The sequence below is a fragment of the Gammaproteobacteria bacterium genome, assembly GCA_022450155.1.
In the GTDB taxonomy this organism is placed as follows: Bacteria; Pseudomonadota; Gammaproteobacteria; order Arenicellales; family UBA868; genus REDSEA-S09-B13.
Window position 1 is genome coordinate 63,390 of record JAKUQR010000008.1, and the last position, 18,096, is coordinate 81,485.

12 protein-coding genes are annotated in these 18,096 nt (G+C 54.0%); 6 read left to right on the plus strand and 6 right to left on the minus strand.

Annotated elements, in window-relative coordinates; genetic code table 11:
• Positions 1–161 precede the first annotated feature (161 nt).
• Positions 162–1,745, plus strand: coding sequence for a sulfotransferase (locus tag MK323_06325; protein ID MCH2481774.1), 1,584 nt, complete (start codon positions 162–164; stop codon positions 1,743–1,745).
• Between the two features lie 124 nt (positions 1,746–1,869).
• On the opposite strand, the gene MK323_06330 is transcribed toward MK323_06325, so the two are convergent.
• Positions 1,870–2,691, minus strand: coding sequence for a porin (locus MK323_06330; GenBank protein ID MCH2481775.1), 822 nt, complete (start codon positions 2,689–2,691; stop codon positions 1,870–1,872).
• A gap of 616 nt (positions 2,692–3,307) precedes the next feature.
• Here MK323_06330 and MK323_06335 point away from each other — a divergent pair.
• Entirely contained in the window at positions 3,308–3,637 is a 330-nt protein-coding gene (locus MK323_06335; protein MCH2481776.1) for a hypothetical protein, read from the plus strand.
• A 29-nt stretch (positions 3,638–3,666) separates the two neighbouring features.
• Here the strand turns inward: MK323_06335 and bamC are convergent, their stop codons facing one another.
• Complete coding sequence (bamC, locus tag MK323_06340) at positions 3,667–4,854, minus strand: outer membrane protein assembly factor BamC (protein MCH2481777.1); 1,188 nt, start codon at positions 4,852–4,854, stop codon at positions 3,667–3,669.
• 63 nt (positions 4,855–4,917) lie between these two features.
• Here bamC and mobA point away from each other — a divergent pair, with 63 nt between their 5' ends.
• The 4 genes from mobA to mce all read left to right on the plus strand — a co-directional run bounded on the left by mobA (position 4,918) and on the right by mce (position 9,095).
• Complete coding sequence (mobA, locus tag MK323_06345; protein ID MCH2481778.1) at positions 4,918–5,517, plus strand: molybdenum cofactor guanylyltransferase; 600 nt, start codon at positions 4,918–4,920, stop codon at positions 5,515–5,517.
• 193 nt (positions 5,518–5,710) lie between these two features.
• Positions 5,711–7,696, plus strand: a complete 1,986-nt coding sequence (locus tag MK323_06350; protein ID MCH2481779.1) for an acetyl/propionyl/methylcrotonyl-CoA carboxylase subunit alpha — start codon at positions 5,711–5,713, stop codon at positions 7,694–7,696.
• On the plus strand, positions 7,693–8,694 hold the full coding sequence (gene meaB / locus MK323_06355) for a methylmalonyl Co-A mutase-associated GTPase MeaB (protein MCH2481780.1): 1,002 nt from the start codon (positions 7,693–7,695) through the stop codon (positions 8,692–8,694). Before MK323_06350 ends, meaB begins: the two co-directional genes overlap by 4 nt.
• Positions 8,691–9,095 carry a methylmalonyl-CoA epimerase gene (mce, locus tag MK323_06360; GenBank protein ID MCH2481781.1) on the plus strand — a complete coding sequence of 135 codons (405 nt, stop codon included), beginning with the start codon at positions 8,691–8,693 and terminating at the stop codon, positions 9,093–9,095. Before meaB ends, mce begins: the two co-directional genes overlap by 4 nt.
• Before the next feature lie 43 nt (positions 9,096–9,138).
• On the opposite strand, the gene lpdA is transcribed toward mce, so the two are convergent.
• From lpdA to uvrA, 4 genes are all read right to left on the minus strand, one after another.
• Positions 9,139–10,905, minus strand: a complete 1,767-nt coding sequence (gene lpdA, locus MK323_06365) for a dihydrolipoyl dehydrogenase (GenBank protein MCH2481782.1) — start codon at positions 10,903–10,905, stop codon at positions 9,139–9,141.
• A gap of 13 nt (positions 10,906–10,918) precedes the next feature.
• Entirely contained in the window at positions 10,919–12,238 is a 1,320-nt protein-coding gene (locus tag MK323_06370) for a 2-oxo acid dehydrogenase subunit E2 (protein MCH2481783.1), read from the minus strand.
• A gap of 28 nt (positions 12,239–12,266) precedes the next feature.
• Positions 12,267–14,939, minus strand: a complete 2,673-nt coding sequence (aceE, locus tag MK323_06375) for a pyruvate dehydrogenase (acetyl-transferring), homodimeric type (GenBank protein ID MCH2481784.1) — start codon at positions 14,937–14,939, stop codon at positions 12,267–12,269.
• Positions 14,940–15,210: 271 nt separating this feature from the next.
• Positions 15,211–18,066: an excinuclease ABC subunit UvrA gene (uvrA, locus tag MK323_06380; protein MCH2481785.1), complete on the minus strand. Its 2,856-nt coding sequence runs from the start codon at positions 18,064–18,066 to the stop codon at positions 15,211–15,213.
• Positions 18,067–18,096 lie beyond the last annotated feature (30 nt).

Sequence of the window (18,096 nt, forward strand, 5' to 3'; positions counted from 1 at the left end):
TGCAAGCTACATCCATAATGTTCGGTGACCAGGCGTCTCTTGGATACAATGTCGGCGAGCCGGATCGTGTCGGCTTCTGATGAACAAGACACAGGTAACCTGAATCAATGGCAAGGAAAGGGAAAAATTCGCGAACGCGTCGCCCATCCGTGCGTGCCCTGATGAGCAGGAACGCAAAGAAAGAGCGGAACATCCCGTATTTGGAGGAGCTTCAACAGGCCTTAAGTCACCAGGCTGCGGGTCATCTTGGTCAAGCTGAAGAAATCCTGCAGCGTGTTTTAGCACATAAGCCTAATCATGCAATGGCCCTTAGATTACTGGGCCGCTTGTATTGTGACAGTGGGCGGGTGGAGCAGGGCGTCGACTGTCTTGAACGGTGTGTCCAGTGTGAACCGGGCGAGGTGTCGAACTACACTGAACTCGGTCACGTATTGCGAGTCACAGGCCGGCGCGACGAAGCCGAGCAGGTTCTGCTCAAGGGGATTGGTCTCAAATCGAATGATCCGCATGGGCACTATGAACTGGGGTGTCTTTACCATGACCAGACAAAACTCGAACTGGCGAGTGCTGAACTGAATCTGGCGCTCAAACTGAACCCGGATCACATTGCTGCCCGGCAAAGATTGGGAGAGGTTCACCAGGCTCTGGGGCAGAGCGGCGAAGCGGAAGCGTGTTTTCGTCGAGTGATTACAAAATCACCGCATGATCCCGAGGCGCACCGCGGGTTGGCCTATCTGAAAAGGTTCGATGAATACTCGTCTGACATTGAGTCGATGGAAGCAAGTTACGAAAAATCCTCCGCACAGGGAATGGATCGCATTGTGCTGGCATTTTCCCTGGGTAAGGTGTTTGAGGATCTTGAGCGTTACGATGAGTCGTTTACCTACTATGAAGAAGCCAATCGGCTTCACCGCAGCCTTTATCAGTTTTCGATAGACCAGGAAGCGGCCTACTTTGAGACCTACCGCGAAGCTTTTACGCCCGACTGGCTGAAGGATACAGCCAAGCACGCTATTGAGGATGAAACTCCGATTTTCGTGATCGGTATGCCGCGTTCCGGTACCAGTCTGGTCGAACAGATTCTGGCGTCTCACTCGAGTGTTTTCGGTGCAGGTGAGGTATATCATTCGTCGGTGTTTGACAGCCAGGTCGCACAGACAACCGGTCGACCGTTCCCACAGTCGATTAGTAGCGTTCCAGCCGAGGTCCTTATCCAATCTGCGCAGGTGTATGTCGAGAATTTACGCACAGATGCCGACCAGAGCGCGCGGATTACCGACAAACTGCCACACAATTTTCTGCGCGTGGGTCTGCTGGCCGCAGTGATGCCTCAGGCAAGAATCATCCACTGTGTCCGTGATCCGATGGATACGTGTCTGTCGATCTTTACGCATTTTTTCTCATCGGCCCACGGTTATGCATCAGATCTTAGGGAGCTGGGTCAGTACTACCGGCTTTATGAGCGACTCATGCAGGATTGGGAAGCGAGGTTTCCGGGCTGTATGCATCGCATTTCCTATGAGGACCTTGTTGCTGATCATGAGCGTGAGATCAACCGGCTGCTCGAGTATTGTGGGTTGCCATTCGAGCCGGGGTGTTTGCGGTTCCACGAAACGATTCGGGCAGTCAACACACCCAGTGCGGTCCAGGTGAGACAACCCTTGTACCAAAGCGCGGTTTCGCGCTGGAAGCGGTACGAAACACACCTCCGACCTCTGCATACAGTGCTGGCCGAGCGAGATTGAGGTGCTCGTCATACTGGATGAGTCCAGATGGGAACTGGTCCGAAAAGAGCAAAAGAAAAGGGCGCCGACTGGCGCCCTTTTCCGACCGGATAAACCGGGATCCTGTTACAGGATCAACTCCTGTTTACAGGCTGTACATCCACTGGACAAAGATCGCTGTATCTGAGCCTTCGTTGTCGATGACACCCACTCGCATGGTTGCGCCACCAAGGTCGACGTCGTAGTTGGCTGACAGGTCAGCATCACCAGCAGTTTCGTCGTACTGGAGCTTCAGACCCTGGATATTGGCAAAGATCGAGTTGCCACTATCGCCAACGTCTTGGCTACTAAAACCAGCAGCTAAGGTCATACCCGCAATGGTGGTTGATGCAGCAACTTCAGTGGCGGCGTTGGAGTCTGTGTTACGGTACGCAGCCTGGATGTTGATGGTACCCAGGTCTATGCCGGTGCCAACGCCCCAAGCGGCGAGGTCAGAGCCATCGGCTTCCATCTGTATAGACAGGGCCAGCGGGCCAATGGCCGGACCTTTAATGACCAGAGAATCAGCAACACGGCCCTGGTAGCCAACGTGACCGGCACAGGACGAACCTGAGTTCACGCAGGTGACCCAGTCAGGGCCCGTCATGATGGACCACTGAGAACCCATGGAGACCGAACCCCAGTCACCGCTAAATGCAACGGTGGTGACACGCGAGGTGTTGCCTGTATTGATGTGGCCGTCTGACATGTCGAGACCCAACTCAACTTTGCCGGATACGCTGTTGCCGTTGCCCATGTCCTTACTGGACTTCCAACCGATGCGCGACGCACCGTCTTTAAAGGTAATGTTGGAGTCTTGAACTTGGATACGGGGCTTAAGTGCGCCGTAAAAGCTTGCGTCAGCAGCAACGACGCCGGGGATGGCGAAGGTACTGGCGACTGCAGCGGCTAGTAATTTCTTGTTCATAAAATGTGTTCCTCTATACGTATAAGGTTAAACAACGTTTGCTCGTACAAGCGATGCTAGTGTGTGGCAAATTTGGTGAAAACACAAGGCTTGTTGACTAAAAACGACAAGTAGGTGTTGTAATTACACAACAATTGAATCTAGACCATTCAGTGGACTCATTGTAGCGAGTGTGGTGGCGTCTCCCGTACCAGAGAATCTTAAACAAAAACAATGCTGTTTTGCACTTTGCTGACTTTCTGGCGCCCTAAACTCTTTTTTTATCTGTCATCGGCCGTTGGATGGTGGGCTCGGGCTCAAAGACTGTCAGCACTTCCCGCCTCAGCCAATATCCCCAGACTTCTTCGATGCCTCTTTGCTACTCCGGTATATACGCGAGACTTAAAGTACAGAATCCGAAAGGGTTGCCGTCGGTGTTTTGTGTGGCAGGGCCATTGTGACATCCGGCTGTAGGGCTGAAGGCTCGATGCGCTGCCGCAAAGGCTGCGATACAATTGATTGCAACTAGTTGCTGCTAGGCAGTCGGCCACCGAGGACTTGTCTGGGCAAACTGCGACAGCAACCCCAAGGCGGCCTTCGCACAACTGATGAGTTGTTTTCCACATGAGTTCCTAAGATGACTAAGTGTTTCCATATTATTGTTGCTTTAGCTTTTATGCTGACCGGGTGTGCGTCGGTCCTGCCAGGAAAGGATAAAGCGCATACCCAGGCGATAAAAAACAAGGTGCCCCCAGGTTATGTTAAGGCGCCACGGGGCGAGCCACCCTATCGCTTGCGATCGATTCGGTTGTTTGGTTCGGGTGACTCAAGTGACTCTAGCAAACCGTCCGGTCCTCAGGTGTATGACCCGGATTATGCCGCGTACCTCGAATGGAAGCGCTGGCAGGAATTCAAGGCCTACCAGAAGTGGAAGGCAAAAAAGGAATCTCAGGCTCAGGGCTCCTGAACGCTACGATTGCCAGGGTGTCAAGGTCATTATTTGAGGCGATCAAACAGTAGCGTGAGAATGTGATCGCTATTTTCCGTAGGATCTCCTTCCAAGGTTAGGACTTCAATTACTGTGTTTCCACCTGCGGTGACTAAGCGAACCTGTACTGTTTCGGTCCGTTGCTGCTTGTCCTTTTTCCAGAAACGCAGTTTTTGTAGCACGTTTTTCTTTTTCGGTTCTTCAATTGCGTCATAGCGTACCTGAAACGTGTGATTCTCGATTGACTTATCGGTGATAGTAAATCCTGCGTCACTCAGTGCGCGGTCAACGCTTGACCAGAGACCTTGAGCTGTGCCAGCAACCATCAATTGAAGTCGACCGTCGGCAGCTTGCTGCAGCGACAGCGCTCCCGAGTTTGAATCACTTTCTTTGAGGAGTTGGTACTTGCTTGCGAAAGTGAGCAACTGAACCCCCAGCCGTTCCATAACAGCATTTGCGGCATCTGAGGCGACCGGCAGTTGGTCGTCGTCAAATAGTGTCGCCCTCACCGTGTCGTCTTCAGCGGTCACCCACAGGGTATAGATCAACGGATCATTAATCCACAACAGCCGTTTAAGGAAACTGGCGGGGTTCTTCGTTTGTGGCTCGATGTCGTGGAACACTCTGAAATAACCAGTATTGCGGTTACCTTCGATAATTCGAAGACCGATGTTTTTGACGGCTGTATCCACACGATTCCAGCTGTTATCGAAAGTGTCGGCAATCAGTACAATGCGCTCCCCGGTATCGCCGGTAACAACCAAGACGCCCTTATCTGCAAGGCGAGCTTTCAGAAGAACGGACTGCGCAGCGCGAAAGTCAGTGATACTGAGTTCTTCACCGCCTCCGTGTTCTTTTCGCCATTGCAGAAACTCCTCATACTCCGCCATCCGCTGGAACTGCTGGTACTGTTGATACTGGGCTTTTTCTTCCTTGCTCGCCTTTTGAAGGGTGGCTGCAAATAACGAGGTGTCAGTCGTCTGTTGCGGTGCTGTCAGGTCCGGCGGCACCTCCAGTGACTGGACAGAACTCGATGGAGTTGATCGAGAAACTATGTTCTCAGTGACGCTGCAACCCGTGACCACAACGACGCAGGACAACCAGATCAGGGTGTTTTTAAGAATTCCCCAGGTCTGGGTTAGAACGATGGGTTGTTGAGGGCTGATGGGTCTTATCATCACAACGGGCTTGGTCAAAATTATTTTCGGCGATAATAGGGATTGTACCCCACAGAACATCGGTAGCATCTACCACTGGCAATGATACTGCGCAACGAAAAGGTCACTGGATTGGTGCTCGCTGGCGGGCGGGCCCGTCGGATGGCGGGCCGAGACAAGGGCCTGATCGAGCTTGCCGGACAACCCATGGCGCACTGGGTGGTTGAGCGGCTGGTCCAGCAGACCGCGTCGGTACTGATCAGTGCTAATCGGAATATCGAGCGCTATGCCGAACTGGGATTTGAGGTAATCCGGGATGCCGATGATGGTTTTCTCGGGCCTCTGGCAGGCATCTCCGCAGGTTTGACCCAGACTGCAACGCCCTGGCTGGTTACGGTACCGTGTGACTCACCTTTGCTTGCAGACGATCTGGTTGTCCGCTTGTCTGGCGCAGTACCGGTCGAAGACAGCGGTATTGCAGTCGCTCATGACGGCAATCGTCTGCAGCCGGTGTTCAGCCTGATTCACCGGAATCTGGCCCCAGACCTGGTGGATTTTCTGCACTCTGGCGGTCGGAAGATCGACCTTTGGCTGGATCGGCATGCCTGGGTGCCGGTCGATTTCTCAGACCACCCGGACATGTTCCTGAATGTCAATACACCCGAGGAACTGGCAGAACTTGAAAAACGACTACAGCTTTAGTTTGTTATTGCTGGAATAAGCTGTCTGATTTTGCCTCGCTCGGAGATTTGCGGTTTAATGGCCTCACGGTTGTAGTGCTGAATCTAGCGTTGAACCCTGTGATTCGGCAACGCAGCACAGCGCCAGTTCCCCCTGATGTGCGGGCGCTGGTTCCTGTCGCTTAACCCTACTGTCGAAATGACCCGAGATCGTTTTGTTTAAGAAAGTATTAATCGCCAATCGTGGTGAAATCGCCTGCCGCATCATCAGGTCACTGCGCCAGCTGGGTGTCGTTAGCGTAGCGGTGTTTTCTGATGCCGACCGGGATGCGATGCATACGGCTTATGCCGACGAGGCAGTTGCCATTGGTCCAGCGCTATCTGCGCAGAGTTACCTTTCAATTGATCGACTGGTCGACGCCTGCCTTCAAACCAGGGCCGACGCTGTGCACCCGGGATACGGATTTCTATCCGAAAACAGCAATTTCTTGAAAGCCCTAGACGCTGCGGGTATCGCATTTATCGGGCCGGGCCAGCGGGCGATCGAGGTGATGGGCGACAAGATTGCTGCGAAGGCTCTCGCCAGAAAGGCGGGCGTCAGTGTCATACCCGGTTATGACGAAGTGCTGGAAGATGTTGACGATGTACTCGAAAAAGCGGACACAATTGGTTATCCCGTTATGCTGAAGGCGAGCGCCGGCGGTGGCGGTAAAGGGATGCGCGTAGCATTCAATTCGTCCGAATGCCGCGAGGGCTTCAAACGCGCACAGAACGAGGCACAGTCCAGCTTCGGCGACGATCGTGTCTTTATAGAAAAGTTTATAGACAAGCCCCGTCACATCGAAATACAGGTTGTAGGAGATCATCACGGCAACTGTGTATACCTCCACGAACGGGAATGTTCGATCCAGCGTCGGCATCAGAAGGTTATAGAAGAAGCGCCCTCGACCTTCATTGATTCTGCTACGCGGGCAGCGATGGGCCAACAGGCAGTCGAGCTGGCAAAGGCGGTTGATTATTATTCTGTGGGTACCGTTGAATTTATTGTTGATCAGTCCCGAAACTTCTATTTTCTGGAGATGAATACACGCCTGCAGGTCGAACATCCGGTCACTGAAATGATCACCGGCCTGGACCTGGTGGAGTTGATGTTGCGCATAGCCGCAGGTGAAGTATTGCCGTTCACCCAGTCAGATGTTCAGATGAACGGCTGGGCCATTGAGTCAAGGATCTATGCCGAGAACCCCGCACGAGGCTTTATGCCCTCTACGGGGCGGTTAATCCACTATCGTCAGCCGTCACAAAGTGGCAGCGTTCGAGTCGATAGTGGCGTCAGCGAAGGTAGTGAGATCAGTATTCACTATGACCCGATGGTGGCAAAACTGGTTTGTCATGGATCAGATCGGGATGCTGCCATAGCGCTGATGCGTGAGAGCCTGGATCAATTCCATATCCGGGGGGTGGTGACCAATGTGCAATTCCTGGCATCACTTCTGGGACACAAGCGATTTGTGACAGGGGAGACCACCACTGCATTTATTGATGAGGAGTATCCCGAGGGATTTGTATCCCAGACGCCCCCAGAACCCCTATTGTCGCGAATCATTGCACTCATAGCGGTTGTGCATCAGCGCAGCCTAGTACTCCAGAAGCGTGACAGCCCACCGTCATCGAACCCCAGACACACCCACGTGGTGCGCACTGCAGGAGTTGCGTATTGGTGCAGTGTTGAACCTGAGGACGAAGGCTATTCGGTTAGGGTTGACGGTCGTTTGCTGAAGTTGACTACGGCATGGACAAGCGCGGAAAAGGTGACTGAGTTCCGTATCGATGGTGAGCGTTACTATGCCCAAGTTGAGCCTACTGACATCGGCTATAGCGTAGTACACGCTGGTTCCTTGGTTTCGGCACTGGTTCTGGAACCGCGCACGAGTGAACTCTATGACTTCATGCTCCTCAGGACCCCAAAGGACCAGAGTCACCTACTGCTGTCACCCATGCCCGGTTTGCTGATTTCGATTGACGTCGAGGCAGGCGACGCCGTGCATGCGGGGCAGACGCTGGCCGTCATCGAGGCGATGAAAATGGAAAACGTCCTGAAGGCGGAACGTGATTGTGTTATCGAAACGATCCATGCTGCCGTCGGTGATACGCTCGAACTTGATCAGCCGGTTATTGAGTTTCAGGCCCAGACGCGATGACTGACGCCGAGTTAGATGAATTAAAAGACGGAATACGCACGCGTGATCGCCGTGCACTGGCCCGTTCGATCACGCTGCTGGAATCAACCCGCCCGTCCCACCGCGACCAGGCTGAATCGCTGCTGACAGCCCTGTTACCCGATGTCGGAATGTCGTTTCGAATCGGCATCACCGGCGTACCGGGAGTTGGAAAGTCGACATTTATCGAAGCGCTTGGGCTTAAGGCGATTAAAGCGGGGCATCGGGTTGCCGTTCTGACCGTAGATCCCACATCAGTGGTGAGCGGCGGGTCCATATTGGGCGATAAAACTCGAATGGAGAAACTGTCAAGTCACCCCGAGGCTTTTGTCCGTCCATCGCCCTCCGGCGGCAGTCCAGGCGGCGTTGCCCGCCGTACTCGAGAGAGTATCTATTTGTGTGAGGCTGCGGGGTATGACTATGTCATTGTTGAAACCGTGGGTGTTGGTCAGTCCGAACTTCGTGTTGCTCAGATGACAGATTTCTTCCTGCTACTCATCCTGCCGGCTTCCGGTGATGAACTACAGGGTATAAAGCGTGGCGTGATGGAGTTGGTGGATCTCATACTGGTCAATAAGGCGGATGATGATCTGCAGAACGCGGCCCGGCGCACCGTCAGCAGTTACACTCACGCGGTCCGACTGATGCAGCCACGTATTAGCGGTTGGCAAGTGCCCGTGCTGGCTGTGTCTGCATTAAGGGATAAGGGGATTTCCGAGACACTGGATATTCTGGACAAATTTCAGGTCCAATACATGGAACCCGGGTTGACTGAAGAACATCGTACCGAGCAGTCGGGGGACTGGTTACGCCAGGAGCTTCGCGACGGGCTGATCGATCTATGTCGCCAGGATCCGGTGATAGCGACCCGATTGAAGATTTTGGAAAAAGACGTGAAAGCCGGCAGAGTGGTGGCAACAGTCGCCGCCAGACAACTCGTAGATGAAATTGCCCAGCGCAGGGCAGGTACTCAGTCATGATCGGCAAGCTCAATCATGTTGCCATCGTGGTGCCGGATCTTCAAAAAGGAGTCGAGCTCTACCGGGATGTGCTCGGCGCCCAAGTATCTGAGCCGATGCCATTGCCCGAGCACGGGGTCACCACGGTTTTTGTAGAGCTAGAAAACACCAAGATTGAACTCCTGCATCCGTTGGGGGAAGCGTCGCCCGTAAGCCGATATCTAGAGCGCCATCCCCAAGGGGGCGTACATCATATCTGTTACGAGGTTGCGGATATCACGGTTGCCCGGGATCAACTGTGCCGCAGTGGTGCACGGGTGCTGGGCGAGGGTGAACCGAGCATCGGTGCACACGGAAAGCCAGTACTGTTTTTACACCCGGCCGACTTCTGTGGAACGTTGATCGAACTCGAACAAGCCTGAACTGTGGCAGCCGCTTGCGCTGTCACCTGATGCAAGTGCCTGTTCAGTTTTTCCGAGGCAGATAGAGATCGGTGATGGTGCCTTCAAATACCTCTGCCGCAAAAGCCAGCGTCTCAGACAGAGTAGGATGTGGGTGGATGGTCAGAGCGATATCCTGTGCTTCACACTGCATCTCGATGGCAAGACAAGCTTCGGCGATCAGGTCACCGGCATTAACACCCACAATACCGGCGCCCAGAAGTCTTCGAGTACGAGGCTCAAAAAGAAGTTTGGTCAGCCCTTCGGGTCGACCCAATCCGAGTGCCCGGCCGCTGGCCGCCCAGGGGAAGATACTTGTCTTGTATTCGATTCCTTGAGAGTTAGCATCGGTTTCGGTCAATCCAACCCAGGCGATTTCGGGATCAGTATAGGCAACAGAAGGAATCAGTCTGGCATCGAACGCACTGGGCAGGCCGGCGGCCACTTCTGCTGCTACTTTGCCTTCATGTGTTGCCTTATGGGCCAGCATCGGCGGGCCGACGATATCGCCACAGGCAAAGATATGATCGACATTTGTTTTCTGTCTTCGGTCGACCGCGATGAAACCCGAGTCATCGACGGTTATGCCGGCATTTTCTGCACCGATTAGGTGGCCGTTGGGCTGACGGCCAACCGCGACTAGCACCTGGTCGAACTGTTCTGCATGGGTGGTGTCTTCGCGTTCAAAAGTGACGTCAAGCCCAACGCCTGCTGCGCTGATATGGCTAACCCGGGTATTCACAAACAGATTCTGGCAGCGTTTTTTGAGTCGCAGGTTGAGTGGCCGCACAAGATCAGGATCGACGCCGGGCATCAACTGATCCGCCATCTCGGCAACCGTGACAAGACTACCCAATGCCTGATAAACGGTCGCCATCTCCAGCCCAATGATGCCACCACCGATGATCAGCAGGCGGTTGGGTATATTCTCCAGTGCCAGTGCACCCGTTGAGTCGATGATCCGGGGGTCGTCCGGCAGGTCCGGCAGTCGTATAGGTTCGGAGCCGGCGGCGATGATTGCCTGTTCGAATGCGATGTCGGTTTTACCGTTTTCGCAGGTAACACAGATATGGTCGGCTGCTGTGAAACCACCGTGCCCGTTTATTACGGTCACTTTTCGTTTCTGAGAAAGTGTGTTGAGGCCATCGGTCAGTTTTTCTACAACGCTGTTTTTCCAGGCAACTAGTTTTTCGCGGTGAATGGTTGGTGAACCGAAATCGAGGCCGGCCGTCGCCATCTCTGTCGTTTCTTCGATCACGCGTGCGGCGTGCAGCAGGGCTTTGGATGGTATGCAGCCCACGTTGAGGCAAACGCCTCCGAGTGTGGGTGAGGAGTCGACCAGAACAGTGTCGAGTCCTAGATCAGCGGCACGAAATGCGGCGGTATAACCCCCGGGACCGGCACCCAGAACCACCAACTGTGTTCGAATTTCAGCTTCGCTGGAAGAGACGCGCACGGTAGCGGGTTCAGAATCCTGCGCGACTGAACGATCCTCGTCAACGGCCGCGGTTGGTGGGCTGTCGGCAGGTCGTGTGGATTTTTCCGGGCCGCGTACACGCACGATCGGCGAATCCGTAGAGACGCTCTCTCCCACGGCAACCAGCACTTCGGTCACGGTGCCGGCAATTGGAGAGGGAACATCCATCGTTGCTTTGTCACTCTCCAGCGTCAGCAGCGGTGTTTCTATATCCAGTTGATCACCAGGGACAACCAGAATTTCGATCACCTGGATATCGGTGATATCTCCGACATCGGGCACCTTCACAACTTGATCTTGCTGCATGCCACTCATACTTGGAGTCTGCTTAAAGGAGCAGTCGCCGGGTGTCTTCCAGCAGTTCGCGGATAAACACTGTGAAGCGTGCGGCTTCGGCACCGTCGATAACCCGGTGGTCATACGACAACGACAAGGGCAGCATCAGACGGGGCCTGAATTCCTGTCCATCCCAGACAGGGGTCATCCGGGCCCGCGCAACCCCTAAAATTGCGACTTCTGGTGCATTGATGATGGGGGTAAAAGCGACACCACCGATACCGCCGAGATTTGAAATGGTGATACATCCAGCCTGCAAGTCTTCGGGCTTCAATGCGCCCGACCGTGCCTTCCTACTCAGTTCGTTCATCTCGGTCGCCAGCTGAATCAGTCCCTTGAGTGGGATGTCCCGAATCACCGGAACTATCAGACCGTCGGGTGTGTCTACGGCAATACCGATATTGCAGTACTTGCGGAAGACCAGGTGCTCACCATCGTCAGCCAGTGATGAATTGAACTTTGGAAACCGCCGGACCGCCCCGGCCAGCGCTTTCAGCGTAAACGCCAGCCAAGTAATAGATGCCGCCGATTCTTGTGTGTCCGCATTGAGTGATTGACGAAACGCCTCAAGTTCTGTGATATCGGCCTCATCAAAGTGTGTGACATGTGGAATATTCAGCCAGGCCCGATGCAGGTGCGGACCGGAGCGTTTCTGGATCCTGGACAACGGTTGCACATCGATCTCACCCCAACGACTGTAGTCGATCCGCGGGATGGCCGGGATACTGGACGTTGACTCGTCACGTGCGGTCTGAGCGGGGGCGCCCGACAGGGCGTTTTTAACATGGTTTTGAATATCTTGTCTGAGAATTCGACCCTTGGGTCCTGAGCCCCGCACCGCATGCAGGTCTGCACCCAGTTCACGTGCAAATCGACGGGCAGCAGGACTTGCGTGGGGTAAGGCATCGCCGCTGCGTTCTACCGGTGGCGGCAGGGTCGCTGGGGATCTATGGACAACTTGTTCAGCGACAGCTTGTGCGGTCTGGGGATCCGTCGAATCAGTGGCGCCCGGATCTGGGCCTGGTGTTTGTGCGGATATCGATTGTTCCGGTGTGGATGCCGCGGTACCGGATTCGGCATCTACCAGTGCGATAACAGCGCCTTGGGCAATTTTATCGCCGACCTTGACTGTGACTTCTCTGATGATGCCACCGAACGGGGCGGGTAAATCCATGGTCGCTTTGTCGCTTTCGAGCGTGATTAGAGGATCTTCCGTTTTGATCTCATCACCAGGGGCGACCAGAATTTCTATGACATCGACAGACTCGAAATCGCCGATGTCAGGGAGGCCAATTTCTTTTAGATCGGTCATGTGTTGCTGTAACGGTTTCGAGGCGGTGTCATGAATGGACGGGGTTGGGTTTGTTGCTGTTTATGCCATATCGTGACAGGGCGTCGGATACCGTGGAAGAGGGGACTGTGTTGTCATCAGCGAGCGCCTTAATCGCAGCAACAGCGATGTAGTAACGATCGACTTCAAAAAATTCACGCAACTGGGCTCGTGTGCCGCTTCGACCAAAACCATCTGTACCCAGGACCACATAGTGTTGAGGGACAAATGCTCGGATCTGATCAGCATAGTTGGCGACATAGTCTGTGGCAGCGATAACCGGGCCTTTTTCTTCCTTCAGGCACTGCGTTACGTAGTTGGTTTTCTGTTCTTCCTCCGGATGGAGCGTGTTCCAGCGTGCCGTGGTTCGACCTTCTCGGCTGAGTTCATTGAAACTGGTCACACTCCACACATCGGCTTGTATGTCGAAGTCCTCCTCCAAAAGATCTGCCGCGGCCAGCGATTCCCCCAGAATGGCACCACTGCCCAACAGCTGAACTCTAGGCGCTGCCTTACGGCTGCGTCGTGCACTACGTAAGCGGTACATGCCTTTCAATATCCCAGCCTGCGCTTCATTGGGCAGCGCGGGTTGGGGGTAGTTTTCGTTCATGACAGTGATGTAATAGTAGATATTCTCCCGGTTGACGAACATGCGTTGCAGGCCGTCCTGAATTATGACGGCAAGTTCATAAGCGTATGCCGGATCGTAAGCGATACAGTTAGGGATGGTAGAGGCGTGCAGCAGGCTGTGACCGTCCTGGTGTTGTAGACCTTCGCCGGCCAAGGTCGTACGCCCGGCAGTGCCACCAATCAGAAAGCCACGGGCCTGAATGTCTCCTGCAGCCCAGGCCAGATCGCCGATTCGCTGCATTCCGAACATGGAATAGAAAATATAAAAGGGAATAAGGGCCGTGCCGTGATTGGCGTAAGCTGTTGCCGCGGCAATCCATGATGACATCGCTCCTGCTTCGGTGATCCCTTCCTGTAGTACCTGGCCTTGCTGGTCTTCACGATAGTACATCAATTGATCGACGTCTTCGGGCTCATACAGTTGACCTTTGACTGAATAAATACCCAGCTGGCGACACATACCCTCCATGCCAAAGGTTCGGGACTCGTCAGGCACGATGGGCACCACTTTGTCGCCAATGCCAGGATCGCGTACCAGCGTCGACAGGATGCGTACAAATGCCATTGTGGTCGAAATTTCACGATCGCCCGTACCGTCTAGTTGGTTCTGGAATGCTGTCAATTGCGGAATTGGGAGTGGGTCCGACTGGTCCTGTCGGGCCGGTAGGTAGCCGCCCAGTGCTTCCCGGCGTGCTTTCAGATACTGGATCTCCGGGCTGTCATCACCCGGGTGATAGAAAGGTGCCTGAATTACTTCTTCATCCGTCAGTGGTATCCGAAACCGGTCACGGAAGGCGATCAGCGATGCATCGGCCATTTTCTTTTGCTGGTGGGTCGTATTCTGACCTTCGCCGGATTCGCCCATGCCATAGCCCTTCACCGTTTTCGCGAGAATCACAGTAGGCTGGCCCTTGTGCGCGACGGCAGCAGCGTATGCGGCGTATACCTTGTGTGGATCGTGGCCACCTCGATTGAGTCGCCATATGTCTTCGTCGGTCATGTTGGCAACCATCTCAGCCAGTTCGGGGTACTTACCGAAGAATCGTTCGCGCACAAATGCACCGTCTTTCGACTTAAATGCCTGATATTCACCATCAATCGCTTCTTCCATTCGCTGTTTCAGTAATCCTTTTGTATCCCGCATCAAAAGCGGGTCCCAGTACGAACCCCAGATCAGCTTGATGACATTCCAGCCGGCGCCGCGAAATTCTCCTTCAAGTTCCTGGATGATCTTGGAATTGCCCCGCACCGGTCCGTCGAGTCTTTGCAGGTTGCAGTTGACCACAAAAATTAGGTTGTCCAGTTGGTCACGACCTGCGACACCGATGGCGCCCATTGATTCGGGCTCATCCATCTCGCCATCACCAATAAATGCCCATACCTTGCGGTCCTGTGTCGGTATGGCTTTGCGGTGCTGCAGGTACCGCATGAATCGTGCCTGATAGATTGCCTGGATTGGTCCCAGGCCCATGGACACTGTCGGGAACTGCCAGAAGTCGGGCATCAACCATGGATGCGGATAGGAGGACAGCCCCTGCCCGTCGACCTCCTGCCGGAAGTGTTTGATCTGCGTCTCGGTGATGCGACCTTCCAGAAATGCCCGCGCATAGATCCCGGGTGCCGAATGACCCTGAAAGAAGATGAGATCCCCGCCATGTTGTTCAGTGGGGGCCCGCCAGAAGTGGTTGAAGCCCACATCGTATAGCGTGGCTGATGACGCGAAAGTTGCGATATGACCGCCGAGTTCAGAACTTTCACGATTGGCGTTTACGACCATGGCCAACGCATTCCAACGGATCAGCGATCTAACCCGCCATTCAATCGAAGCATCTCCAGGGCTGCGTTCTTCGTGGGCGGCAGAGATCGTGTTGAGATAGGCTGTAGTCGATCTATAGGGTATGTACACGCCCGACCGGCGGGCCAGGTCGATCAGTTCTTCGAGCAGATAGTGCGCACGGACATCCCCTTCGCGCTCTAGAACTGAGGTCAGGGCATCACGCCATTCTTGGGTTTCTTCGGCGTCGATGTCTTCGTGGCGCGTGTTGTCTACCATGAGAAAAGGTGGTGCGTCAGGCGTGGTAAGAGATCAGAGGGTTGTTCTCCTGGCCCTGTGATAAGTGGATTTGGTAGGTCGAAGCACCACGGAAATCTCCTTATCATCAATTATTTAGATCATAGCACATCCGAAATCCTGATCATTTTCTGCGCTGAAACTGGTATGACCCATCGTTTTGGCATGCGTGACAGTCTGCGCGGTGAATCGGCCTGTAATTGGCCTTTTGCCAGTGGGCCCCTTTGAAAAAACTGTCGCGGGGATCAGGCGATCAGCTTTTTTTTGATGCAGCAGGTTGCAGAATCTTGGCCAGAAAACACCCGGTATAGGACTCCTTTACCCCGGCCACTGTTTCCGGTGTGCCACAGGCCACCAATTGACCGCCCCGATGACCCCCTTCAGGACCCAGGTCAATTATCCAGTCGGCCGTCTTAACAACGTCCAGATTGTGTTCAATTACGATCACGGTATTCCCGCCATCCCGAAGTCGGTGCAGTACCTGTAGCAACTGGCGAATATCGTGAAAGTGGAGTCCAGTTGTGGGCTCATCCAGTATATAAAGTGTGCGACCGGTATCCCGTTTTGAGAGTTCACGAGCGAGCTTGATGCGCTGGGCTTCACCGCCTGAAAGAGTGGTCGCACTCTGGCCCAGGGAGAGATAGCTCAGACCAACGTCCATCAGCGTGTCGAGTTTGCGCTTGATGATGGGTACAGCCGAGAAAAAATCGCAGGCCTCGGCGACAGTCATTGCCAGTACTTCACTGATGGTTTTGCCTTTGTATCGAATGTCGAGTGTTTCCCGGTTGTACCGTCCCCCTTTACACAGATCACAAGACACATAGATGTCGGGTAGAAAATGCATCTCCACCTTGATCAGTCCGTCGCCCTGGCAGGCTTCACAACGCCCACCGCGGACATTGAACGAGAAGCGTCCAGGCTTGTAGCCCCGCGCACGTGACTCTGGCACCGCAGCATAAAGTTCCCGGATTGGCGTAAACAGCCCAGTGTAGGTCGCAGGATTAGAACGTGGTGTCCTACCTATAGGGCTCTGGTCGATGTCGATGACTTTATCGAAATTTTCAAGACCTTTGATGCTGCGGTGCGGTGCTGCCTGATGGCGCCCGTGGTGAAGTTTGCTGGCCAGCGCTGGATAAAGCGTGTTATTGATCAGTGTGGATTTCCCGGATCCTGAGACACCCGTAACACAGGTGAAAAGGCCAACGGGTATTTCCACATCAATGGCCTGCAGGTTATTTCCTTGGGCCCCATTGATTACCAGTATTTTTTGGGGATCTGTTTTAACACGCTTTTTCGGTATTTCGATCTGCAGGTCACCTGAGAGGTAGCGTCCGGTTAGGGAAGCCGTGCTGGCGATGATCTCGTCAGGTTTTCCTTGAACGACAATTTCTCCACCGTGAATGCCGGCACCGGGGCCCAGGTCGACGACATAGTCCGCACTGCGAATGGCTTCTTCGTCATGCTCGACAACAATAATGGTGTTCCCCAGGTCACGCAGCCGGTAAAGGGTTTCGAGAAGCCGCGCATTGTCGCGCTGATGCAGGCCGATCGAGGGTTCATCCAGGATGTAGGTCACACCGACAAGCCCAGATCCGATCTGAGACGCTAGCCGAATCCGCTGGGCTTCTCCGCCGGACAGTGTTTCAGCTGTTCGGTCAAGCGTTAAATACTCAAGACCGACATTAAAAAGGAAGCGCAGCCGCTCCAAGATCTCTCGGATAATGCGTGCCGCGATGTCTCCGTGGCGTCCCGGCAGTTTGAGGAGTTGAAACAATTCCAGCGACTGTTCAACCGTTAGAGCTGTAATCTGATGAATCGCATGGTCGCCAACGAAAACATGCCGGGCGCTTTCTCGCAATCTGCTGCCGTCGCAGGTCTTGCAAGACTGGGTATTGATGTAGCGGCTGAGTTCTTCCCGAATCAGACTGGATTCTGAATCTTTGTAGCGTCGCTCCATGTTCGGCAGGACACCTTCGAATGCATGATTACGTCGCCTTGGCCGGCGGCCGTGAGCACGAAGATAGGTGAATGGAATTTTTTCAGAACCACTGCCATACAAAAGGACGTCGCGTGTTCTTTTGGGTAGCTTTGAATACGGTGTTTCAGTATTAAAACCGTAGTGGTCTGCCAGGCAGTTGATCAGGTTGAAATAAAACGCATTACGCCGGTCCCAACCAGCAATTGCTCCTGCCGCAAGACTGAGGGACTTGTCGTGCACTACCCGGTCAGGGTCGAAGAACTGGCGGACACCCAGGCCGTCACAATCGGGACAGGCACCGGCTGGATTGTTGAAAGAAAATAATCGCGGTTCGAGTTCACTCAGACTGTAGCCACAATGAGGACAGGCAAAAAGGGCAGAGAACAAATGCGACTCCCCCTCGGTATATTCGTCATCGGGCAGAACCTGTACCAGAGCCAGCCCATCGGTCAGGGCAAGAGCGGTTTCGAATGATTCCGCAAGACGCTGTGCCGACTGCGGTCCCACAACAACGCGGTCGACCACAACCTCAATGGTGTGTTTCCGTTTCTTATCCAGTGATGGAATCTCATCCATTTCATACACAACACCATCAATCCTGACGCGTACAAATCCCTGACTCTGGAGCGTGTTGAACAGTTGCTGGTTTTCTCCCTTGCGATCCTGTATGACCGGGGCCATCAGCAGGAGTCGTGAACCGGCTTTTAAAGACATCACACGGTCAACCATTTCACTGACCGTACTCGCGTTGAGTACGGTGTCATGTTCCGGGCAGTAAGGTATCCCGACCCGGGCAAAAAGCAGGCGTAGATAGTCGTAGATCTCGGTGACAGTACCTACCGTAGAGCGTGGGTTGTGGGAAGAGGATTTCTGTTCAATACTGATTGTCGGTGACAGCCCCTCAATCAGATCGACATCAGGTTTTTCCATCCGTGACAGGAACTGCCGGGCATAGGTCGACAGTGACTCTACATAGCGCCGCTGCCCTTCGGCATACAGCGTATCGAATGCAAGAGAGGATTTTCCCGACCCGGACAGTCCGGTGATTACGATCAGCTGGTCTCTCGGTAGATCCAGATCGATATTCCTGAGATTGTGTGTTCGGGCACCCCGAATCTGGATTGCTCGCATGCCTCGGACCGGTGAAAAGCCAAACTGTTA

Excerpts from the sequence above, each read along its gene's own strand:
- MK323_06370 (MCH2481783.1), bottom strand. The coding sequence starts at position 12,238 with ATGACCGATCTAAAAGAAATTGGCCTCCCTGACATCGGCGATTTCGAG.
- mce (MCH2481781.1), top strand. The coding sequence starts at position 8,691 with ATGATCGGCAAGCTCAATCATGTTGCCATCGTGGTGCCGGATCTTCAA.
- mobA (MCH2481778.1), top strand. The coding sequence starts at position 4,918 with ATGATACTGCGCAACGAAAAGGTCACTGGATTGGTGCTCGCTGGCGGG.
- uvrA (MCH2481785.1), bottom strand. The coding sequence starts at position 18,066 with ATGCGAGCAATCCAGATTCGGGGTGCCCGAACACACAATCTCAGGAAT.
- MK323_06335 (MCH2481776.1), top strand. The coding sequence starts at position 3,308 with ATGACTAAGTGTTTCCATATTATTGTTGCTTTAGCTTTTATGCTGACC.
- lpdA (MCH2481782.1), bottom strand. The coding sequence starts at position 10,905 with ATGAGTGGCATGCAGCAAGATCAAGTTGTGAAGGTGCCCGATGTCGGA.
- MK323_06325 (MCH2481774.1), top strand. The coding sequence starts at position 162 with ATGAGCAGGAACGCAAAGAAAGAGCGGAACATCCCGTATTTGGAGGAG.
- aceE (MCH2481784.1), bottom strand. The coding sequence starts at position 14,939 with ATGGTAGACAACACGCGCCACGAAGACATCGACGCCGAAGAAACCCAA.
- meaB (MCH2481780.1), top strand. The coding sequence starts at position 7,693 with ATGACTGACGCCGAGTTAGATGAATTAAAAGACGGAATACGCACGCGT.
- MK323_06330 (MCH2481775.1), bottom strand. The coding sequence starts at position 2,691 with ATGAACAAGAAATTACTAGCCGCTGCAGTCGCCAGTACCTTCGCCATC.